The organism is Serratia sp. ME47, from assembly GCF_903970925.1.
In the GTDB taxonomy this organism is placed as follows: Bacteria; Pseudomonadota; Gammaproteobacteria; order Enterobacterales; family Enterobacteriaceae; genus Serratia; species Serratia ureilytica.
In genome coordinates this window covers 14,083-35,726 of record NZ_CAJCKE010000022.1, presented here as the reverse complement: position 1 = coordinate 35,726, position 21,644 = coordinate 14,083, and the positions used below count along the sequence as shown (strand labels likewise).

Below are 21,644 nucleotides of genomic sequence, written 5' to 3'. Positions count from 1 at the left end.
TTTGTTCACCTCCTTGTTATCTGCCCACGAAAGACCCTGTTGCCAATGCGTTCACCCGCGCGGCGGTGACAATGTCAGAACAGGCCGAACTCACGGCAGAGATAATCGGCGACGCCATTGCGGCTGTTGGGCAGCGCAATCGGGTTAAACGGCAGCGCGCGCTTCAATTCGCCCATGGCATTGCCCATCACCACCCCCGTTCCGGCCCAGCGCAGCATGTCCAAATCGTTCATCGCATCGCCGAAAGAGAGGCAATCGCGCATCGCTATCTGTTTGGCGCTCAGATAGTCGGCCACGCTTCTGGCCTTGGAAATATGCTTATCCATGATGTCTATCGTTTCCGCAGAGGACTTACAGATGGACAGCGTTTTTCCGAAAGCCTGACTGACCTCGTCGTAAAACCGCTCGATCAGCGCCGCTTCACCCTGCAGCAGCACTTTCAGGATCGGTTGCCGTTTCATCGCCTCCGGCTCGACATAGCGGCAAGCGACGCCCGAGGTTTTGATATAGTCGGCAAAATGCGGATTCTCTTCGGCCATCATCCATCCTTCCTGGGTGAACAACGTCACGTGGAGCGGACAGGCGAAGAGGTAATCCATCAACATCATTTGGCTGTCGCGAGGCAGGAAATAGCGTTTATCCGCCACCGGCCGCCCCTCGATATTGACCATCGCGCCATTGCAGGAGACGATCGCCGGCGAGAACCCCAAGCCATCCACAATCCCGCGCGCATCCGCATCGCAACGGCCTGTCGCGATGACGATTTCCAGCCCGCGGGCATGCAGGATATTGAGCGTTTCCACCGTCAGATCAGACAGATTCCCGGCAGGATCCAGCAAGGTTCCGTCAAGATCGCTCACGATCGCCCGGTATTTTATTTTGCCGTCGATAGCAAGCCACATATCACGCCTCCTCCGCCTGGATAATCCCGTCTTCGGCGCGGATTTCGCTGTCGGGCGGAAGGTGGGCGATCGCGATCGCAATGGCCTGAAAACGGCGTCCTACCGCAACGATGGTCTCCTGAGCTATCTCATGAGAATCATAAAACAGTGAAATGGCGAGCCGTTCCGCTTCGGGGAACAAGCACAGCACCGTCTGGTGGTTACTGCCGCTGACGATATCCGTCACCCGGAACGTAAACGGCAAGCGCGGATCCTTCTGCGGTTGCGGCATGTTTTCAAACACAAACAGGCTGCCGAACGGCGAAGTGGGCACCCATTGTTCGTCGTAGCGGTTCAGTTCGGAAAAGGCGTACTTCTGCCTCAGCGTCTGGGAATCCGCGATATCGGCCAGCAACGCATAAATGGGCCGGCGGCGAATCGCCTGCAGGCGCAGCACCGGGCTGGCGACACACAGGCCAAACAGCGTCTGCACCTGCTCAATGTCCGCCGGGCGCTCGCTCATGGTCGTACCGATCGCGATATCGTCACAGGCCAGCGCTTCGGCCAGCGCCAGCATCCAGGCCAGCTGCGTCAGTTGATTGACCGTGATCCCCTGGCGCCGGCAAAACGCGGTGAGGCTTGCCACCTGTTCCGCGGTGAATTCCGCGCCATATTGCCGCATGCGTCGCCCCTGCGGCGCGGCATCCGGCGAAGCGCTCAACGGCAAACGTTGGTTGACCGGCGCTCCGCGCAAATAGTCCGCCCAGAACGCCTGCGCTTCGGGATCGTCGCCGTGCGCGCGCACATAAGCGGCGAACGGCTCAAATCGGTTAATTTCCAGCGCCGGCGCGCGCCCTTCCAGCAAGGTGAGGTAGTCGTTGAACCAGTGTTCGAACAGAACGCCGAGGGACCAACCGTCGAACAAGATATGGTTAAAGGTCTGCACCAGATAGTGCTCATCGGCGTTCAACTTGATCAGGCGCCAGCGGATCAACGGCGGCGCATCCAGCTCAAACGAGGTTTCTCGTTCCCGGGCCAACAGCGCCTCCATCCTTTCTTCCAGCGAGGACGGCGGCGCATCGGTCCAATCCTCGATCGCGATCGGCGCCTGCAGCGTCTCGCAGATGAAGACGTTGGGCCGCCCACGGCGGGTTTGATCGCCAAACCCGGCGCGCAGCATTTCAAATCGCTGCAGCGCCAGCGACCAGGCCTGGTTCAACACCTCCGGCTGCAGCGGGCCGGCCACCTCATAAACGGCCTGATCGATCTGATACTCGCGGTTAAGCCGGTTGAAATACATCAGTTCCCGCTGCGTGACCGTAGCCTCGAAAACGGCGGCGATGCGATGACGTTGCTGCCAGTGGTCCAACTCGGCGAGGCTGACGTCGGCATGGGGGAAGTCCCCCGGGCTGGCGAGGCGAACGCCCTGGCTCGCCTCGTGGCAACAGTGTTCGACCAGCGCCGACACGCTCGCCCTATAGTGCGAACCGATCCGGGCCAGCGTCGCCTGCGGCAATAAGCCCGACATCACGATGCTCAGCCGGTCGCCGTGCACGTAGAGCACCAGATCCAGCACATTGTCGCTCGCCGGCAGCGCGCCGTTTTCCAGATCCGCCGTTTGGTCGATCAAGGCCCACAAGGCGTCGTCAGTCTGTTCGTTAAAGACCCCGAGATAGTTGAATGAAATGGCCGGCAAGCGGTGGCGCCGCAGACAGGCTATCGCTTCGTCGTCCGACGCTGAACCGTATTTCAGCGCCGAATAGCCGATGCCGTGATCCGGCATCTTTCTTAATGTGTCCTTGATGGCGCGCAGCGTGTGTTTTGGGCTCTGATGCGCGGTGATGCGCAAAGGCAGTAAGGCGGTGAACCAGCCGACGGTGTCGTCGAGCTGGATCTTATCGTCATTGATATCGCGGCCATGGTGTTCGAGCGTCAGGTAACTGTCCGCACGGCCATGCCAGGCCTGCAGCACCGGCGCCAGCGCCGCCAGCAACACATCGCGGGTCGAGGTACGGTAGGCCTGATGACAGGTGTCCATCAACAGCGTCGTCAACGCCGCGTCGCACTCTAAGCGGCAAAACGCCGGACTCTGCGCCCCCTCGCTGAGCGTGGCGTAATCGGGTTGCCCGGCGATCATCGCCAACCAGTAAGCGCATTGGTCATGCCGGCTCGCCGCGTAGTGCCTTAACGTCTCGCCCCACTGCCGGTAGCTGGTGCCTTTCGCCGACAGCGATTCGCCCTGATGCAACCGTCGCATGTCTCTGACGATGATGCGCCAGGACACCACGTCGATGATCAGATGATGGAATGCGCAGAACATCAACGCGTAGCCGGGCGCGCTGCTGTCGAAAATGTAGACCAAGCGGCACAGCGGCCCTTCTACCGGATCAAACCCCGATTGCCATTGATGCAGAAGTTCGGCGCGGCTTTGGCGACAAAGCGCCAGGTCATAGTATCCCCATGAAGGGCCGCCGTCGGCCACCGACAGATAGCGCTGCGCGACCAGCGCGCCGGCATCGTCGGCGCTAAACCGCGCGCGCAGCATGTCATGGCGCGACGCCAGCCCGTTCACCAGATCGGCCACGCGCTCGGCGGACATCGGCGGCACCCGCACCAAAAAAGTCTGGTTGAAGAAGGCGCGATGTTGCGGCGGCTGCTCGTTGTACCAGCGCTGAATCGGCAGCAATTCGAATTCGCCCTGCAGCTCGCCCTGTTCATTGAGCGGCGCAATCGCGTCCCGTTGCTGCAAGATGCGCTTGGCCAGCGCCCGCGCATTCCGGGTTTCGAACACCGCACGCGAGTTGCTGTGATAGCCCGACTTGCTCAATTCGCTGGTGAACACGATGCTTTGGATCGAATCGCCGCCCAGACGAAAGAAGTCGTCATCCACCCCAACCCGTTCAACGCCGAGGATCTCCGCCCACAGGGCGCAAATCAACGCCTCCAGCGCATTCTGCGGCGCGGCATATCGCTCGCTTTGCGCGAATTGCGGAGCGGGCAGCGCCGTGCGATCCAGCTTGCCGTTCACCGTCAGCGGTATCTCGTCGAGCGCGACATAGCTGGACGGCACCATGTAATCCGGCAGGATCCGCTCCAGCCGGGCGCGCAAATCGGCAGGATCCAGCGGCTCGCCCCGCGCCATCAGCACATAAGCGGCAAGGCGCTTGCTATCGCGATGGACGACATCCACCACGACGCATTTCTCGACGCCCTCCAGCGCATTGATCGTATTTTCTATTTCGCTGAGTTCAATTCTGAAACCGCGGATTTTCACCTGGCAATCGTTTCTGCCGAGATACTCCAGATTGCCGTCGCGCAACTCTCGCACCCGATCGCCGCTTTTATACAAGCGTCGCCCGTTCAGCGTAATGAAACGCTCTTGCGTCTGCTGCGGCTGGTTGAGATAGCCGCGCGCCAGCGCGTCTCCGCCGATATACAGCTCGCCGGCCAGCCCTGGCGGCAACGGCTGCAGCCAGCGATCCAGCACATGAAGTTCGCGCCCCGGTATGGCTCGCCCAATCGGGATGCTGCTGCGGGTTTCGTCCGCCGCGATGGCGTACATCGTGGTGAACGTGGTGCATTCCGTCGGGCCATAGCCATTGATGACCTGCTGCGGGCGGTTGGCTTGCCGCACCAGGCGCTGCATCAGCGTGGCGGTCAGCGCCTCCCCGCCCACCAGCAGACAGCGCAGCCCGGCGAACAGGTCGGGGTGACTGAGGTAAAGATGATCGAACAGGCTGCGCGTCGCCCACAGAATCGATACCTGCTGCCGACGCAGCAAGGCCTCCAGCTGCGGCACATCGCCGGCGATATCCTCCGTGTCGCGCACGACGACCAATTTGGCGCCGTTGAGCAATGCGCCCCACACCTCGAACGTCGCCGCATCGAACGCCGGGCTCGAGAGGAAGAGCAGCACATCATCGGGCGTGACAGCGATGCCGGACGCGGTCGCCAACCCGCACATCGCGTGTTGCTCGAGCATCACGCCTTTCGGGATCCCCGTCGATCCCGAGGTATAGATCACCGCGCCGAGCCGGTCGGCGCCGGTGACGGCCGGCAGATTCTGCCGCTCGTGCGGCAGGCGGTTCAGATCGCCCAGCGTGAGGACGGACACGGCGTGCGGCATCATCGCCGCCAGCGCCTCGGCGGCCGACTGCAGGCTTTCCCCGGCGATGAGCACCGGCGCGCGCGTTTCTTCGAGAATATGCCGAATGCGCGCCTGAGGATAATTGCAGGAGAGCGGCACATAGGCCGCACCGGTTTTCAGCACCGCCAACAGCGCCACCACCATTTCCAGGCTTTTCTCGCTGTACAGCGCAATCAGCGTGTCCGCCAGGGGGGCGCCCCCGGTCAGCGCTTGGTAGCGGAGCGTAATTTCGCGCGCCAGGCTATTCGCCATGCCGTTCAGCTCACGGTAGCTGACATGCAGCCCCTCAAACTCCAGCGCAATCTTATCCGGATAACGCAGCGCGATCGCCTCAAACCGGGCGCTGAGGGTTTCTCTCGGCAACGCGGGGGCCGCGTCATCATCTGGCGGCATATCGGCGGCGGGATAAAAGGCGAGGTGGCGTAAAGGCGCGTCAGGCGCGCGCATCGCCGCTTGCATCAAGCGCATGAAATGTTTCGCGCAGTCGCGCATGTCATCTTCGTCAAACATGTCCTGACGAAAACGCAGCCGGAACTGCAAGGCATCGCTGTCGGCCCGATCCTCATATTCCAGGGAAAGCGACGCGCTGGCCATATCGTGGTTGGCTTCAAACAACGGCGAAGTGGCGCAATCGGCCAGCGCCAATGCCGCATCGCGCAGGTTGGTTTGGGCAAAGGAAATCGGCATCGCGCGGATACCCAGCGCCTGCACCACCTGTTGCGTGGGCAGTTGGTTAAACCGTTGGCGCGAGTGCGGCGCCGCGGCGGTAATAAACGCCATCGCGCGTTGATAAACGGCGGCGAAGCCTTCGCCGTCACGCAGCGAGAGGGGCATCACGCTGGTGTTGACATGCCCGCCAAGCGCAAATCTTTGCCCCTTTTTTATCGACACCGGATAGCTGATATAGACCGTTTCCTGATTGCCGCTGCGCGCCATCAAGATGCCCCACAGCACCAGCAACGCCAGAAAGTCATTCATTCGCCGTATTCCCGCGCCCTGTTTCAGCGCTTTCCATTGCGCTTTGGGCACCTGGAAACGCAGCTCGGCCGCCTCATCGTTTCGCACGGCGCCGCTTTTCTCAAAGGGCACGTCTATCGCGCCCAAATTTGCCGCTTCGGCCCGCCAGTGCGCCAGCGCTCCATCGGCGGCCAGTTGTTCCACCTCGTGCTGCAGCTGCCGGTTGATGGCGGTAATCTCGGCCGCCTCGAGGCGTGTCGATAGCCGCTGTTGACCATAGTACTGGCTCACCAATGAGAAAAACTCGTCGGAAGACGCGCCGTCGATCACCAGATGATGGCCCACCAACGCCAGGGTATAGCGCCCCGGCCCCTCGGCGAAAAGCGCCCAACGATAAAGCGGCCCGCGGTAAATGTCGAAGGGCTGGCGAATCACTTGGGTCAGCAGCGTGCGGTCCGTGTAATGCTGCAAAGGATGGATTGCGTCATTGCGACGCCAATACAGCTCACCATTCCGTTCATGAATATGGCTGTTCAGCAGGACATGATCTTGCACCAGCGCATTCAGCGCAGCTTGTAATCTGATGGGATCCAGCGCGCCCTCAATACGCTGCAGCACCAATACGTTGTAATTACAGCCCTCTGGATGGCGGTCATATTCATCGATAAAAACTTTTGAATAGGGTGATACAGGAATCTCTTCCATGACAAACACTCCATTTAGAATACACGTGCCCTGCTTAACGGCGATCCATGCGGCATACCCAAACCTCTTTCGGCATCAGCTCGCTTATCTTTTCTGAGTAATAACCGATCAGCATGTTGATGCGCTTTTCTGCAATGACCTCCGCCGCCTGAGCGCAAATCGACTTGTAAAAACCAATAGGGATCATCACTTTGCAACGGCTATGCAGGTGCCGACAAACGCCGATGGCCCAGGAAAAACACTCCCTGGAAGGATTGGAAATATCCAAAAGTTCGGCACACTCACTGGAACAGCCAATCACAGCGTAGAGATTGCCTTTATTGATATAATGAATTTTATGATACAGAGGATGTTTTTCAATATATTCAAATGCGCGATGATCTTTTTCTCGCCCCAGATTATTGATAAAGCTGGCCTGCCGCGCTTGGTCGCCCTCGGTAAAACGAAAGGCCATAAACTTATCAGGCTTTAAGGTTAATTCGACGAAGGGATAGATTTGCGTATTGGTCGTTAAATACTTTCTAAAAATCTTTTCATAAACCCTGATCTTCCTGTCATCGGAAAAGCAGATATCCGCCGCCACATCCGAACGCCTGGCCTGCAGGAAAAAATCTTTCAAGACGGTGGAGGATTTGACCTGACGGTGGATCCCAAGATCGCCAAGCATATTGACATTAAAGGATAATTCATTGATTTTAAAAGGATAAAAACTGGATACAAACATCCCGAGATAACGCTCTTGATCCTTGTAAAATATGCCTGTTTTTTCCATCGGCGCCCCACAATGCGGATCGAGCAAATGCTTCCAGTGCAGGAAACGCTCCCCGCCCAAATCTCTGCCATAAAGCTCTTGCAATAATTTGAAATGATTATGAGAAACCGCTTCTCTCACAAAGACAGCCATGTTTTATCTCCCTATAAAACCGATTCCATGCCGGGCGGAAATCAATAAAAGATGACCGCTCAGCGCCGCTGATAATACGGCGCCGGACCGTTCGCTTCCTTTCCCTGATTAACAAGAGTCGCTGTGCATTTTTAACCAGCGCAAGAATTCAATATTATTATCAATGTTCAGTTTTCTCATGGCCGAACGTTTATGAATACTCACCGTCTTCGGGCTGATGCCGAGCAACATCGCCGTTTGGTTTTGTGAATAGCCCAGATGGATTAAACGGCACACTTTCCCCTCGCTAAAGGTCAACTGGGTACGACAACGCGGGCAATAGCTTGAAACCAAACTATTTTTCTTGCGATAGCAGAACATGACCTTGTCCACGATCGCCGCCACGCTGTCTTTGCGCGTAATACTTCCGGCTTCCAAATTGCAATGAATTTTAGGGAATGTCTTTTTATGCTCCAATATTGAAAAATAGAGCGGAATAGAAGAAAAGTTGCCCTGCAAAAGCTGGGTATGACAAAAATTTATGGACACCCGCTTGTCCGGCGCCCTGAATATGATGTTGGCACGTTCTTCTCCCGTGATCTTGGCCTTAATGCCATTCGTGAGAAAACCTTCTTGCAAGGCAAGACTCAACCCCAGCTTGAAGAATTGATTTTTATCCACAATAGCGATATTGACGCGCTCCATTAACAAACCTCCCTTTTGACTACGCTTGCTCACTCTCCTTACTGCAATATCATTGCTGTGATTATTTTTTGTTTTAACGTGCTTTTTAATAAAAAAGCGTTATAGGCGAAGCAAAAAAGACCTTGCCTCGCAAAAGTGCATTTTATATATAGGGTTATATAAATCATCTGCCCTGGAGAGCATACAAAAGCAAGACGCGGTAAGCTGCCGCGCTTCGCAAGGGAAATTGTTATCGTAAGGTATATTTATAAGGCATCATTGCCATCAGCATCACGGTGCTAAGATTTTTCTCTGATACGTTAATTTTACTCCAAGAGCGCAATATATCCAGATAAATATCGAAAAAACACATAATATAGAACATAACATTGCGTGACATTGATTGTTAAGAGAATCCGTTTATGCATTAGGAATTTACTTATGATAAAGGCAGGATAATGCTTTTTTCACACGAGGCGGCGGGGTCATCGCAGACCCTATTAAACAGAGTATAACCATATTCATTTTATTGTAAAAAAATTGCATAAAAAAAAGCTACACTTTATGGCAGTATGTGATTCCCGCCCTTTCATGTCGACGGCAACAAAAAAGAAGAAGGCGAACCCATCGGCCGCCCGCGCAAGAAATGCCTGGTAGGAGTAACGATTTTTCAGGAGTGATGCGCAGCGCAGAAAGATAACGCGGCATCGTTGACGAGCGGGATGATTTATATTTTTTTTATCCTCATCAATTTTTTAGCCTCCAGGCAGGAAACCAACCCGAGGTGATCTTTTTTTAGCTGCTTGTCGCTCCCAAGAGGAAGAATGACTTTGAACGTTTGCAACTTACCGTGATTATTATAGATATCAAAGACTATCACCGGCGGGCCATAACCCAAGATCATGCAGTCTAAAAACCGCAGAACGGCGCAGCCCAAGCGGCTCCTGGCCTCCCGGATGATTTTATCCGCAAGCTCATCATACCGGAAAGGTCTTTCCGGCGTCGTCAATACCTTCATAAGGTCTCCCTTCTGGTATATATCATTCCGATTTAAAATAATAACCTCATAAAACCGCCGCCGTTCAAGGCGAGTAAGATATAAAAACCCAGGTTTCGGCAATATATAATCTAACGATGCAAAATCAATCTAACAAAAAACACAATAGTATAAAAAAACAGCACGAGTTTTATTGAAAAAATGACCTGATTTGCAATAATGAAATTGCCTGAAGTAAAGGGCTAACTGAAAAAGGAGTTTCAATCATGAAAGAACTATCCGCAGTAGAAATTGAACAAGTTAACGGTGCTGGTTTTTTTGGTGACGTAGGCACACTGATTGGCAGTGCGGTAGGTACAGGTATTGATACCATTTCCGCGATTGCCGGTGTTAACCCGGATGCCAAAACCGTTGTCGGCACCATCGGTAAAGGTATTGGTCTGGCCGTCGATGCGCTGATTTCCAGCGGATTGCAGATCATCTCTAAACTGTAATAACAACTCATAATCATCCCTTCCTATTTTTTAATTCGCTTCATTTTAAGCACCTTCGCGGGTGCTTTTTTTTACACCAAAGAATCAAAAAATAGATAAGGTCAGAAAAACCAATATCCAAAAAAACAGGCTGGGTATCACCATGATAAAAAAACCCATGCGTTTATTGGCGTTTTTGAGCATCCAGTCATAGATCATCGCAACACTCCTTGTGAATACCAGGAGGCATTTCCGCCTCCCGGTATTTTATCCATCGAGTTTTTGATTACAGTTTCGGCACTTTGGAAAAGAAGTCCGCCATTTCGTGCGGGAACCCTTTCGCAATCGCCGGACGAAGATCGTCCATGGAAACATTAAAATCTTTCGGCTGCTCGCTCGTTTGCATTTTTTGGTGTGCGTTCACATTCGATTGCAGACCATTAAAAATGCCCTTCATATTGCCGAACATATCATCGCAAGATTTTGTCACATTACTCATGACCGACTTGGCCGCATCCGGCCCCGACATTTGAATATTGCTGACGCCTTGCATAAACGGTTGACTCAGCGACGATTGGGAATTGGTACCCAAATTGCCGCCGGCCTTCATGGTTTCTAAAATTTTTGCTGGATCTAACATGTTTATCACCTCTTTACGGTTGTGTTTACATCGCTTTCGGGCACGAGAATCCTCGCAACGCCCGTGACCAAAGTGGGAAATCTTTCATCGTCGAGCGCAATTCCAGTTTGAGCACGCCCACCACCGACGACATCGACATCGTCAGCTCTCGCCTGTCGCTGGCGAGCGGCACGGGATTGCTGGCGTCGAACATCCGGAACAAGGCCCAGGGCCCGTCGAAACTGGCGACCTGGATCTGGCCGGTGCCGGTGCGGAAGGTGAGTCGAACATAGCTGCCGCCTTTCGGGCCCGGCCAATCGATACGGGTAGGCTGGCTGAAGCCATGGCTGTAGTTAATCACCTGCCCATCGATATCCAGGGTCGCTTCCGTAATGGTCGGCGTCAGGGACAACGGCCTGATGAACATGGAGAAGGACAGCTTGTCGCCGGCGGTGAAGAAGGTGTCGCGGATCAGGCGGGCATTTTCAAACGCGCCCAGCGTGCTGGCATTGACGATCCCCTCTGAACCCGGTTTGGCATTCCATTTCTGCGCGTTGACGTCCACATAAGGGGCCAGGTTCTCATCGAAGAACTGCTGCATCGCGCCGCTTTGGCCAAACATGCGCGAGAAGTCCTCGATGCCGACCTCCGCTCTGGCGTTGCGCGAGAACGGATAACGCCCGCTGATACTGCTCTTGCACAAGCCGGAGGCCAGCGACGAAGCGCCTTTGCTCAGGTTCTTTTGGCTCTGCTGAATAGTCTGGCTGTCCCCGACCTGCAACAGATCCATCATCACGCTGCGCACCGGTTCCGGCTGGCGCGCCGCATCCAACTGCAGACGCTTCAGCGTGCCTCCGGCGGGCACCACCTGGCCGCCGCGCAGCGAGGTGGACAAGGTGGTCAACTGGCTGTACAGCGCTTCGAAACTGCGGCTCAGCGGATCGTTGCTGGCGTTGGTGGTCTGTAACAGCTGATAGCCCAGACGGCGCAGCAGCTCGAAGCGATCTTCCACCGCGCGTTCCGGCGTGAGACGAAAACGCGCGCGCTCGCCGGAAATCTCGCCGAGGATGTCGCGCCGCTGCTGCTCGATGCGATTGCGCTGGCGATCGAACCAGCTTGCCGCATCGCCCTGGTTGGTGCCGGTCATGCTGGTTTCGCGCGCGGCGAAGCGCACCAGATTGGCCAGCGGGGAAGAAGGGTCGGACAGTTGACGCGCCAGGATCGCCGCATCTTCAAGCCCGTTGACCGGCCGGGCGCGCACGTCGCGCATGAAAGCATCCCATTTGTCGGCATACTCGATGAGGTATAGCTTCCTCGCCTCGTCGGCCAGCTTCTGCGCCGAGGCCAGCGAGTTCACCGCGTTTTTCCCTTCCGCGCTGTCGCGCAGCACCCAGGACTCTTCTTCGATCATGTCCTTGGCGGCGTCATCGAGCTGCGCCAGGAAAACGTCGCGATAGCTGGCGCGGGTATAGAACCCCGGCACGGCGGTATCGGTGACCGTCGCCTGGCTCTTGCGGCGCAGCATCAAGGAGACGTTCGGCCCGGCGGCGTCGGCTAACGAAATATCGTTGATCGCCGCCGGCAACGGTTTCTCTTCGATGCGGCGCACCACCCGCACCTGCATCGGAATGTTCATCGCTTTCACCCGCGCCAGGCGCAGCAGATCGCCGTTCATCTTCATGACCGGCGCGTCCGGCAAAGAGAACATCTCCCGCAGATGGTAAGCGAAGATGCCTTTGTTCATGTCGGTGTAACCCTGCGGCATAAAGGTTTCCCAGCGCGCCATGAACCAGTCGACCAAGGCTTCGGCGGAGCGATGCGAAGGTTCGCCCATCATCAGGTACACTTTCAGGGTGCCGTAGACGTCCTTGTTGGACGCCGAGACGTCATTCTTGAGTTCGTCCGCGATATAGTTTTCCACCGCCGGCCAGAAGATCTGCAGCAAATGACGTTGGTAGGTTTTTTGCGCCGCGCTGTTGATCAGCTTGTGCTCGAAATAGGGATTCGGCACCGGCGACACTTCGCCGCCCAATTGCGCGTTCATGTACCCCAGCTGCTCATAGGCGGAAATGACATCGTCGCTGACGCGGTTAGTCACCGGAATTTCGCGCACGATGCGCTTTGTCTCATCGAAGCGCGCCGCAATGTAGGAGATGTAATCGCTCTCCCACAGGTAACGCATCGCCAGCAGGTTAAACGAGACCGCCAACAGAATGAGCACCAGCACATAGCGGCCCAGGGAGCTCATGCGGCTGCCGAGCGGCCTGGCGTGCGAAGACTGCTGCATCACCCCGCGTTCTTGCCGGGCGTAATCCAGCTCCGGGTGATAAATGCGCCCGGTCGGGCGAGCTTCATAGATATCCGCCGCTTCCGCGTTGTAGATCGCCCCCTGCGGCGGCAAGGCGATGGTGCTGCCCAGCCACACCTGCTGCAGATGGCAGGCGTAGCCCACCGGCGTTTGCGGGAAGATCTGCTCTAACAGGGAATACAGCGGGTTGCCCAGCGACCCGAGCGATTCGGTGAAGAACAGCAGCTGTTGGCGGTTTTGGCCGTCCGGCGCATCGTGCAACAGTTCGAGCACGTGATGGCTGACGCGCGCCACCATCTCCCGGTAGAGGGTTTCATACTGCTCGAAGGGGGTTTCTCCCTGTTCGGCGCGGTTCAGGCTGAAGCCCATGCCTTTTTGCAACAGATCGTCGCCCAGCATGGACAGGAAGGTCTCGCCGCCGACCAGTTGATCGAGGTGGCTGATGGTGAGATAGACCGGCAGCTCGCTGCGGAACCACGAGGCCATCTCCAGCAGGCGCACGCGCAGCGCGTCGGCGACCGACTTTCTCTCCGTCAGCGAGGCGTGCAGCAACCAACGCGCATCCAGACACAGCATGATGCCGTCGATGCCCGGATGGCGGCGATGGCGGCGGATCAGTTTGAACAGGGTGTCGCGCGCCCTGGCGCCCTCTTCCCCCAGGCCGTTCAACTGCAGCCATTCGCCGGAGGTGTCGACATACACCGAATTCTCCGCCAGCCACCAGTTGCAATCCTGGGTCGGCCCGACGTCCACCGTCTGCTGCAGGCCATAGTGCTCGGCCAGCAAGAAGCGTTCGCCGCTTTCTCCGATCAGCGAGGTTTTGCCGCTGCCCGGCGGCCCGATGACCAGAAACCACGGCTTTTCGCTGACGTAACGGCGCGTCAGGCGGTATTTGAAGCGCTGCCAAGGGGTGCGCTGCTTCGCCGTGCCGACGTACTGCAAGGTGCGCAAAGCGTCGTAAAAGCGCGAGGTCACGCGATCTCGCTGGGCGGTCTTGCGTTTGGCCGGGGCCGGCGCTCGCGCGTGGCGGAACACCCAGGATAAGAATGTCGCCACGAACGGCCACAGCGCCCAGCACAGGATCAGCGTGATGATGATGCCCCTGACCCAGACCGACAGCAGCGGCCGATAGGTGCCGATGGCGATCAACGGCCCAATCCACCACACCACCGCACACAGCAGCAAGGCAATCACCAATATGAATGATCTACGTATCATATAATTTCCTTATTATCTCTACGCCGGCGGATGTCTTAGTTATCCTCGGGGACCTCGGCGGCTACCCCTGCCTGATTTAACGTTGCAGACGGTGAAGCCATCTCCCTCTCGCCGATTTTCCAAAGGATGTCCACGCGGCGGTTGCGGCGGCGCCCTTCTTCCGTCGCGTTGTCGTCCAGCGGCTCCTGATCGCCCTTGCCGACCGATGTCACGGTGCGGTTGTATTTACTGTTGGCCAAGGATTCGCGCAGCTTGTCGGCGACCGTCTGCGCGCGAGCCTCGGACAGTTTTAGGTTGGAGTTGTTGGAGGTGTTGCGATACGGTTTGTTGTCGGTATGCCCGATGACCTCCAGATCGCCCGGCCACGGCGCCAGCGCTTCCCCCAAACGCTCAATGTTGCGTTTCTTTTTAAACTCTTCCGACAGCTTCGACTGCCCGGTGGCGAATGCGCCGTCGGAGGTGAAGATCAACAGCCAGCCGCGCGGATCGGCGCGCACCTCCAGCCACCCTTCGCTGAGGATTTGCGGCAGCGGCTGCGGCAGCGTCTCCATGATGTTGATTTTGCGCGGCTGCGGCGGCGTCCAGGCCAAAATGGCGTTGCGCAGCGCGCGGGACTGATCGTGCAGATACCAGGCGGCCGAGGCATACGCCAGCAGCGCGATGGCCAGGCCGTAGCACAGCAGCTTCAGCGGCGTGATGCGGGTCGCCTTGCGCACCACGTTGCTCGGCTCGGCATCGGCCAGCGTCTGCGTCGGGTTCTGGCTGTACAGATAGCCGTCAAGACGGTTGCGCACGTCGGCCAACAGCACCGCGCCGCGTTCCATCACGTGGTATTGCCCTTCGAAGCCCAGCGACAGGATCAGATCGTAAAACGCCAGGATCTCCTTGTTGCGCGGCGAGGCGGCCAGATAGGCCTGCAGGTGCTCGAAGCACTTTTCCCCGCCCCAGGCGTCGCGATAAAACTCCACCAGCAGGCTGAGATTCAGTTCGCCGGATTCGAGCGTGCTCATGCAGCACTCATCCACGTAGGAGCACAGCAGATAGGCCAGCTTGTCCACATCGCTCGGCGCGATGTGATCCGCCAGCAGCGTCTGCTGAAACTGTTGGATCTCACGCACGATCTGCGCGCGCACCGCGCCCGGATTCAGCTGTTTCTGATCGCGCACCCGCTCCACCTGCAGCAGGACCGGGATAGCGGCGGCGATCAGCGGGTTGTCCCAATGGCCCATCATCACGCCGGGCTTGCTCAGCGCGGCGCGGCCGAACAGCCCGCTCGAGGTCGGCGCCGCCTCGGCCGGGCGCTCGCCCGGCGCGGGCTCGCTGCTTTCCGGCGCAACGCTTTCCGCTTCATAAGGCTTGGGTTCGGGGGGCGTCGCCACCCCGGCGCTTCCCGGCCGCAGCTTGGCGGCCAGCGCCCGCGCGCCGAAGGACAGCGCGGCGATCTCCGCCGTCGTTTTGCCCACCGAGCCGGACGCGGGAAGGCGCGGCGTCGCGTTGTTGCGCGTTACCGCCATCGCCTCGCGTATTTTTCTCTCGAATTCGTTCATCCCACCCTCCCTTGCCTTAATCCCCAGACGTCAAAACGCAGGTCGGGGAAATCACCCACGATGCTGAGCGCCATCGCCGAGCCGGCCATCATTTCCTTATAAATCGGGTCGGCATGATCAACCTCGAAATAGATGCTGTTCGGGTAATACGGTATGTGCCGCGGCGGCGAAGCCATCGGCAGCAAGCGAGCGCCCGGTAATTGCAGATCGATCAGCTGAATGATTTTCTCGACCGGCCCCAGTTTGACCTGCGCGGGGAAATACGAGCGCAGATGCTCGATGGACAAACCGCAGCTGACGGCGAACACCAGTTTCTCCAGGCGCAGCTGCGAGTCGTTCGGGCACAGATAAATGCTGTCGCCGCGATCGATAAACGGCAACGCCACCGCCGGCGCTTCGATCACCAGCGACAGCGCGCGGCGAATCGAGGCAAACAGCTGGAAGTAGCAGTTGTGCGGTTCATCGTGCAGATACACCAAATCGGCCCGATCCCAGAGGCGTTCGCCGCCGGGAATGATGCTGAGCCGCCCCAGCAGGCTCAGCAACGTGTCGAACAGGGTTTCAGGATGCACCTGCGGGCTGGCCAGCAGTTGGCTGATGCGCAAATTGAACTCGCTCAAGGTTTGCAGCAACAGCAGTTCCAGCAGCTCGGAAAGCCCGCCGATCGTCATATGCACGTCCGGGCGGAAAACCGACTCCAGACGCTGGCTGATCAGCCCAAGCAATTCGGTGGTGAACGCGGGCAGCCAGCCGATGGCGCGGAAATCCAGCATCGGCGGCAAGGCGCGCTCATCCAGCAGCACCCGACGATCGCTGGTCAGCTCGCGCACGAAACCGACCGGCAGCACGCTTTCCGCGCTGCTGACCGCGTCCTCCAGGCTTAGCCGCGTCACCAGGCTGCCCAGTTGCATCGTGCACACGCGCGGGGTCCCCTCCAGGCTGACGCCGTGGTTGCGATCCGGCACCTCGGCGTCCATGGTGCGAAAACGGCTGCTTTTTCGCGCATCCTGGATAAGATCGATCTGGGCATTGCCGGCGATGTCCATCAGCACGGACAGGCACACCACTTTCCCCTGGCAGCCTTCTCCCAGCACCAGCGGCGGCGGCAGCGGAATATCCTCAGGCATGCTGAACGCCGTGCCGTCGGGGAAAACGCCCTTGGCTTTCTTCAGCGCAAACTTGCCCTGTTCCAATAGCCCGTTGTCGATCTCCAGCGTCAGGAACCCCCAGGTGAAGGTTTCGACGCTGCGCAAGCGCGCTTCAATCAAGTGCTCGAAAAAACGTTCCTGCTGCTGGAAATGCTGCGGTTCCATCAACATGCCTTCTACCCAGGCGACGCGTTGTTTAGGTAACATGTCATTCATCCATTTTGTCGTTAGTCACTATGCTGAGTGACGTCATCCCCACCATCACCTTCATTTGCGAATCAGCCTGCGCAGGGGACTTTTGCTCGGCGAGCGGCAACACGCCGCTGATTTGCTGAAACTCCGCCCCGACGACGACCCATCGCTCTTGCCCCGCCGGCACCTCGAAGCGATAACGCAACGTCTCCCTCGGTTGCAAAATGCTCTGGTGCCGGCTCAGCGCCCCTTCCGACGGCGCCGTCTCGCGGCAAGGGGCGCCGTCGCCAATTCCCTCAGGCATCCACCCCGATCGATTGGTTTCTATCACGCACACCTTGACCGGCTGCGCCTCCCCGGCGGCATTCGGGTTCACGTTGTCGTTGGCGGTCACCTCGACGTCGATAAACCGCAACCGACGCCCCGCATCCGCAGCCTCATCGTGAGAAAACCAGCTGCATCCGCCGAGCATCCCCACCGCCAACAGTCCCCCTGTCGCAATCCCCCGGAGCGTTTTCACCATGCTGAACTCCTATGCATTAACGAAACATTTGGTCTGGCTCGGCGCGACCTGAGTGCAGACCATGTTGTTGTTGTTCGTCGTGCTGGAATCACCTAGCCGCGTGACCGGCATGCCGCCGGAGAAATATTTTGACGATCCCTGCACCGGCTGCGCCTGGGCCGAATGCGTCCCCGAGGCGGCGCCGATCACCCCGCCCGAATCGGCGGTGGCCATGCGAATGGTGCCGAGGTTTTGTTCATTGCCGCCGCAAATGAAACAGTTTTCCACATTCGGTGTGCCGGTGTTGTTGGGCGAAGTGTTCGGGCCCGGCACCGGTACCATCGGGTCACAGCCGGCAAAGCCGATCCCGCCCATGTTGGTATTGGCTGCAGTCATGGTGGTTTACCCCATATGTATCTGGCCACCGTCGATCTTCAGCACCGCCGAAGACTTCAGGGAACCAATTTCACTGTTGATGACGAGGGATTGCCGCGCATCCTGAATGATGTGCTTCGCCAGCACCTCGTCGGTTTCCTCCACCCGCCGGCTCGCGTGCTTGCTGCGCACAAACAGGCGTTGAGAGATTTGGTGCAGCGTTTCGGCAACCCAACGGCTGCTGCGCGTCAGCAGCGTGAAGTGCGGGCTGCGCAGCGTCAGCCGCTTGCCGCCCTGCAGCTCTATCTCCGGCGCCACGATGCGCAAGTTGGCGCAGCGGCTGTCCAGCGTCATAACGGCGTTCGCCTGTTGCCGCGACAGGATCTCGGTGATGACCAACTTGTCGCCGTCGGCGATGACGCAAACGCGATCGCCCGCCAGCGGCTGAACCAGGCAGCTGGTGGCGACCGCCAGACAATGCGCGCGCATGCCGTCGACATACAGACCGCCGTTGGCGTCGGCCGCCAGCGTCACCACCTTGCGCCCCCCTTGTTCGGGAAGCGGAGCGCTGCGCACCAACTGCAAAGGCGTCACCCTGGCGTTGGCATAGACCTTCTGATGCTCTCTTCTGGATTTATACATATCTGCTTACTCCTGTTGGCCGTTGATACGACGGTTGCCGCGGCCCCGGTTGTTGATGCGCATACCAGGCGTCGATCGCGCTCAAGAACGGATCGGCGGTAAGCGGCACGTTTTCGGCGCGATGACGCTGCGCGCCATGCAGGCGAGCGCTCTGTTGCTGAGCGGCGGTCAACGGCTGTTCGATCAGGTTCGCTTCCCGCAGCTCGGCCTGCTCAAGATTGGCTAACGCCAGATCGCACGCCCTGAATTCCGCTTGCGGCAAGATGGCGCGCCCCCAGTTGGCGCCGCCCATCGCACATTCGCTGAACCGGGCCTTCTGCCCCTGCGCCAGGATCAGCGTCGCGCGCTCGAAATCGCAGCGCAGCGCCTGCGCTTCAGCGAAGATCGCCGAGGTCAGATCGCTGTCGGCGAACGAACACCCCTCCAGCTCGCTACGGTGAAAACTGGCGCCCTGCAGCTGTAGCTGAGCCAAAGTGCAGCCCGACAGGCGGCAGGTGAACCAGATGCGCGCCTGCCCCGCGATCGTCTGCCAGCTGCACGTCTCCAGCCGGCAGCTCCCCATGATGTGGCGCTCGAGGGTCGACGCCTGCCACAGGCACTGCGTGAGCTGGCAGGCGTACCAGTTGGCGTCCTGTATCACGTCCTGGTGAAACATCAGGTTGGTCAGGGTGCTGGACTGCACGGCCAGATGCCCCAGGCTGCTGCGTTCAATTTCCGCGCCGTTGACCTCGCACCGGATCAAACCGCAGTCATCCAGCAGACAATCGCCGACGTAACACCCCTGCAGCGTGGTGTCGTTGCACGCCAAATTGCACAGCAGCCCCTGTTGCAGCGTCAGGTTCTCAAACCGGCATTCGTTGAAGGACAGGCGCATCAGGCTGCCGCCGACCACGTTGACCTGCTGCAGGGTGCAGCCCTCAAAGCGCACCGCCCGCAAATCACAACCTTCAAACGTGACGCGTTCGAAATGACAGTCGATGAAAAAGCAGTCGCTCAGCGTCAACCCTTTCAGCTCGCGATCGTGAAACCGGCGTTTCTTGAAGATCCGCGGCATGGGCGGCGTCTGCGCCACCGCCTGGGCGACCTCCAGTTCGATCGCCTCTCGGTCAGGCAGCGCCTGTTGAATCACGCGGCTTTCAGTTTTCATGCGCATAGTCCCCATGAATGATTCTGCGCGGCACCCAACACGCGCGCTCCAGCAGACAACCGCTGAACCGCGTGCCGGCGTCCTGCCAGGTCATCGCCAGATGCGCCGCCGCCAGATTGCACTGGTCAAATTCCGCATCGCGCAGATCGGCGTTATAAAACAGGCCTTGCTGAGCGCTGCTGTTTTGCCAACGTGAGTGCGTCAACAGGCTGTCTTTAAACCGTACGCCGGCCAGATCGCAGCCGGCGATCGCGCAGGCCGTCAGATCGGCCTCGTCAAAGTTGCATTCAGTGAAAACGCTGTACAGCAGTTGGCACTTCTCCATGCGCGCCGCTTTCAATCCCACTTTGGTGAAACAGCTATCGCTGAACACGGCGTGGGAAAAGTTCGCCTGCATGCCCGCCGTCAGGCTCTCGACGCGGCAGCGTTCGAAGCGCACGCCGCGCCAGTTGCCGCCAAGGAACGAGTTCTTGGTGAGCGTCATCTCCAGCGCAACCGCCTCTTCGGCGAGACAGCGGTTAAACACGCACGCGTCCAGCTCGCCTTGCAGAAACTGCGCGCGGATCAGCGTCGCGCCATTAAACATGCCGTTGCCGATCGCCGCGTGTTCAAAGCGGCTCGCGGTGAAATCGCCCCGCTCGAAAACGCAGTTATCCAGCTTCACGTGGTCGGCGCGCAGCCCTTGCCCCTGAGGCTCCGCCAGCGTCACCCGTTCCAAGACCGCCTCTTGCCACACGCTTTCCGCCAGCAACGGCTTTTGCAGCGTGCACGAGATCATGCGGATCTGGCGCAGCGCCGCCTGCGTCAAATTGACCGCATCAAAAACGCAGTTTTCGAAGGTGCAGCCGTCGAGGGAAGCCTGCGAGAAATCGCAGCGCTCAAAGCGGCACTGCAGAAAATGCCGGCCCGACAGCGCCTCGCAGCGCAAACCGGTGAAAGTCTTCCCTTCCACGTTCGCGCTATCGGGGAAAAACGCGTCATTGCCGTCTTCGGCGGGAAGATCCGGCAAATCGGGCAACGTCACGGAAGCGGGCTCCGCCGCCGCTTGTTGCTGGTGCAAGGCGATCGCCTCGCGGATGCGTTGATAGAACACGGCGGAATCGCCCAGAGAGGTGGGCGACGGATCGTAACGCAAATCGCTGGGGTGATCCGACACCGCCTGGATGACGTTCAACCCCATCTCCGCCGGCATCAGATCCGGATCGAACAGAAACTCAAAGGGCGAGGCGTCATCGTCGCTGCGCTTGCGGAATACCTGTTGGAAATAGTCGAACGAGCGCGGCGCATCGCAGCGATCCAACGCCAGCATGACGGACTCGATGGACTCGTCCAGCAGATGCGTCAACGGCGCATTGCCGGTGAAGATAAGCAAAGCGATGTCGCTGTCGGGCAGGAACCACAGCGTTTTGCGCTGCAGCTCGATTTCCTCGAGGCTGTCGCTATCGTGACGGCGGATGAACGCCCGTCCGCGCACCGCCGGCAGCTCGCCGCGAATCGCTTCGCTTTGCGCGCCGACGCCCTGCAGCTCGAAGGGCACCCGATCCGGCCACGCCGCTTCCGGCAACCACTGCGCCGGCGGCGCCATCTGGAAATAACGCCGATCGATATTGGCCGGCAGCCCGGGGAATGCCGTCTCGAGATAGGCTTTGCCGGCGATCTGGCCCGCCACCTTATCGATGTGCGCCTTGCGCAGCGCAAACTCGTGCGGCACCGGCGCCGGCGCCGCCAGCGGAGAGCGCTCCTGCGCGGTCCCCTCGGGGGACAGCGTCATCAGCAGCGGCCGCAGCCCGTCATTGCAGCCGCGGCCAAACGGGTTCTCCTTGTTGTCTTTGCCGCCCCAGGCGGAGGTGTGATCCAGCGGCACGCTGAGGAAGGGTTCCACCTCCATCGCGCCGCGCCGTCCCTCGCCCTCGACCCGCCAACGGCGCTTCAGCCCGCCGATGTCGGCGCTGACATTCAGCGTTTTCACCGGCTGACCGATGCCGGCATGGCCGGCGATCAGGTATTCGGCGAACGGCTTCGGCTCGGCAACATCCAATATCGGCAGGCTGAGCGGCACGCGCTTCCATGCCTCCCAGATTTCGGCTTCGTTCACGAAGTGCTCAGGCCGGGACAGGTAGCATCCGGCCACGACGCTGATGCCGAGCCGGCTGTCTGTCCCGATCTGGTAACTTCCTTTAATCGCCACCAATTGCTGTGGCCGTATGATTCTCATTGCC

General features: G+C 58.7%; 15 protein-coding genes. 1 reads left to right on the top strand and 14 read right to left on the bottom strand.

What is annotated here, in order from left to right; all coding sequences use genetic code 11:
• Window positions 1-74: 74 nt before the first annotated feature.
• From H7A77_RS19180 to H7A77_RS19160, 5 genes are all read right to left on the bottom strand, one after another.
• The gene (locus tag H7A77_RS19180; RefSeq protein WP_033643650.1) at window positions 75-902 is read right to left on the bottom strand and encodes a Cof-type HAD-IIB family hydrolase; all 828 of its coding nucleotides are present in this window, start codon (window positions 900-902) and stop codon (window positions 75-77) included.
• 1 nt (window position 903) lies between these two features.
• Window positions 904-6,690 carry a non-ribosomal peptide synthetase gene (locus tag H7A77_RS19175; RefSeq protein WP_182074513.1) on the bottom strand — a complete coding sequence of 1,929 codons (5,787 nt, stop codon included), beginning with the start codon at window positions 6,688-6,690 and terminating at the stop codon, window positions 904-906.
• Window positions 6,691-6,724: 34 nt separating this feature from the next.
• Entirely contained in the window at window positions 6,725-7,594 is an 870-nt protein-coding gene (locus H7A77_RS19170; RefSeq protein WP_033650782.1) for a hypothetical protein, read from the bottom strand.
• 108 nt (window positions 7,595-7,702) lie between these two features.
• The gene (locus H7A77_RS19165) at window positions 7,703-8,278 is read right to left on the bottom strand and encodes a LuxR family transcriptional regulator (RefSeq protein ID WP_004935315.1); all 576 of its coding nucleotides are present in this window, start codon (window positions 8,276-8,278) and stop codon (window positions 7,703-7,705) included.
• 706 nt (window positions 8,279-8,984) lie between these two features.
• Complete coding sequence (locus H7A77_RS19160) at window positions 8,985-9,275, bottom strand: hypothetical protein (protein WP_004935318.1); 291 nt, start codon at window positions 9,273-9,275, stop codon at window positions 8,985-8,987.
• Window positions 9,276-9,520: 245 nt separating this feature from the next.
• Here H7A77_RS19160 and H7A77_RS19155 point away from each other — a divergent pair, with 245 nt between their 5' ends.
• Window positions 9,521-9,748 (top strand): hypothetical protein, encoded by a 228-nt coding sequence (locus tag H7A77_RS19155; RefSeq protein ID WP_004935320.1) that lies wholly within the window; start codon window positions 9,521-9,523, stop codon window positions 9,746-9,748.
• Between the two features lie 265 nt (window positions 9,749-10,013).
• On the opposite strand, the gene H7A77_RS19150 is transcribed toward H7A77_RS19155, so the two are convergent.
• From H7A77_RS19150 to H7A77_RS19110, 9 genes are read right to left on the bottom strand one after another with little or no spacing between them, the layout of a single operon-like run.
• A complete protein-coding gene (locus H7A77_RS19150; RefSeq protein ID WP_033632662.1) occupies window positions 10,014-10,367 on the bottom strand; it encodes a DUF6277 family protein in 354 nt (117 codons plus the stop codon).
• A 25-nt stretch (window positions 10,368-10,392) separates the two neighbouring features.
• Window positions 10,393-13,872 carry a type VI secretion system membrane subunit TssM gene (gene tssM / locus H7A77_RS19145; protein ID WP_147838481.1) on the bottom strand — a complete coding sequence of 1,160 codons (3,480 nt, stop codon included), beginning with the start codon at window positions 13,870-13,872 and terminating at the stop codon, window positions 10,393-10,395.
• A 35-nt stretch (window positions 13,873-13,907) separates the two neighbouring features.
• Window positions 13,908-15,419 (bottom strand): type IVB secretion system protein IcmH/DotU, encoded by a 1,512-nt coding sequence (gene icmH, locus H7A77_RS19140; RefSeq protein WP_033643654.1) that lies wholly within the window; start codon window positions 15,417-15,419, stop codon window positions 13,908-13,910.
• The gene (gene tssK, locus H7A77_RS19135; RefSeq protein WP_021505816.1) at window positions 15,416-16,774 is read right to left on the bottom strand and encodes a type VI secretion system baseplate subunit TssK; all 1,359 of its coding nucleotides are present in this window, start codon (window positions 16,772-16,774) and stop codon (window positions 15,416-15,418) included. Before tssK ends, icmH begins: the two co-directional genes overlap by 4 nt.
• A gap of 1 nt (window position 16,775) precedes the next feature.
• Entirely contained in the window at window positions 16,776-17,282 is a 507-nt protein-coding gene (locus tag H7A77_RS19130; RefSeq protein ID WP_033643655.1) for a type VI secretion lipoprotein TssJ, read from the bottom strand.
• 9 nt (window positions 17,283-17,291) lie between these two features.
• Window positions 17,292-17,657, bottom strand: coding sequence for a PAAR-like domain-containing protein (locus H7A77_RS19125; RefSeq protein ID WP_182074512.1), 366 nt, complete (start codon window positions 17,655-17,657; stop codon window positions 17,292-17,294).
• Between the two features lie 6 nt (window positions 17,658-17,663).
• Window positions 17,664-18,278 carry a DUF3540 domain-containing protein gene (locus tag H7A77_RS19120; protein WP_033643657.1) on the bottom strand — a complete coding sequence of 205 codons (615 nt, stop codon included), beginning with the start codon at window positions 18,276-18,278 and terminating at the stop codon, window positions 17,664-17,666.
• Window positions 18,271-19,425 (bottom strand): pentapeptide repeat-containing protein, encoded by a 1,155-nt coding sequence (locus tag H7A77_RS19115; RefSeq protein ID WP_228287357.1) that lies wholly within the window; start codon window positions 19,423-19,425, stop codon window positions 18,271-18,273. The genes H7A77_RS19120 and H7A77_RS19115 overlap by 8 nt, the downstream gene beginning before the upstream one ends.
• Window positions 19,415-21,640, bottom strand: coding sequence for a DUF2169 domain-containing protein (locus H7A77_RS19110; protein ID WP_182074511.1), 2,226 nt, complete (start codon window positions 21,638-21,640; stop codon window positions 19,415-19,417). Before H7A77_RS19110 ends, H7A77_RS19115 begins: the two co-directional genes overlap by 11 nt.
• Between the last annotated feature and the right edge of the window lie 4 nt (window positions 21,641-21,644).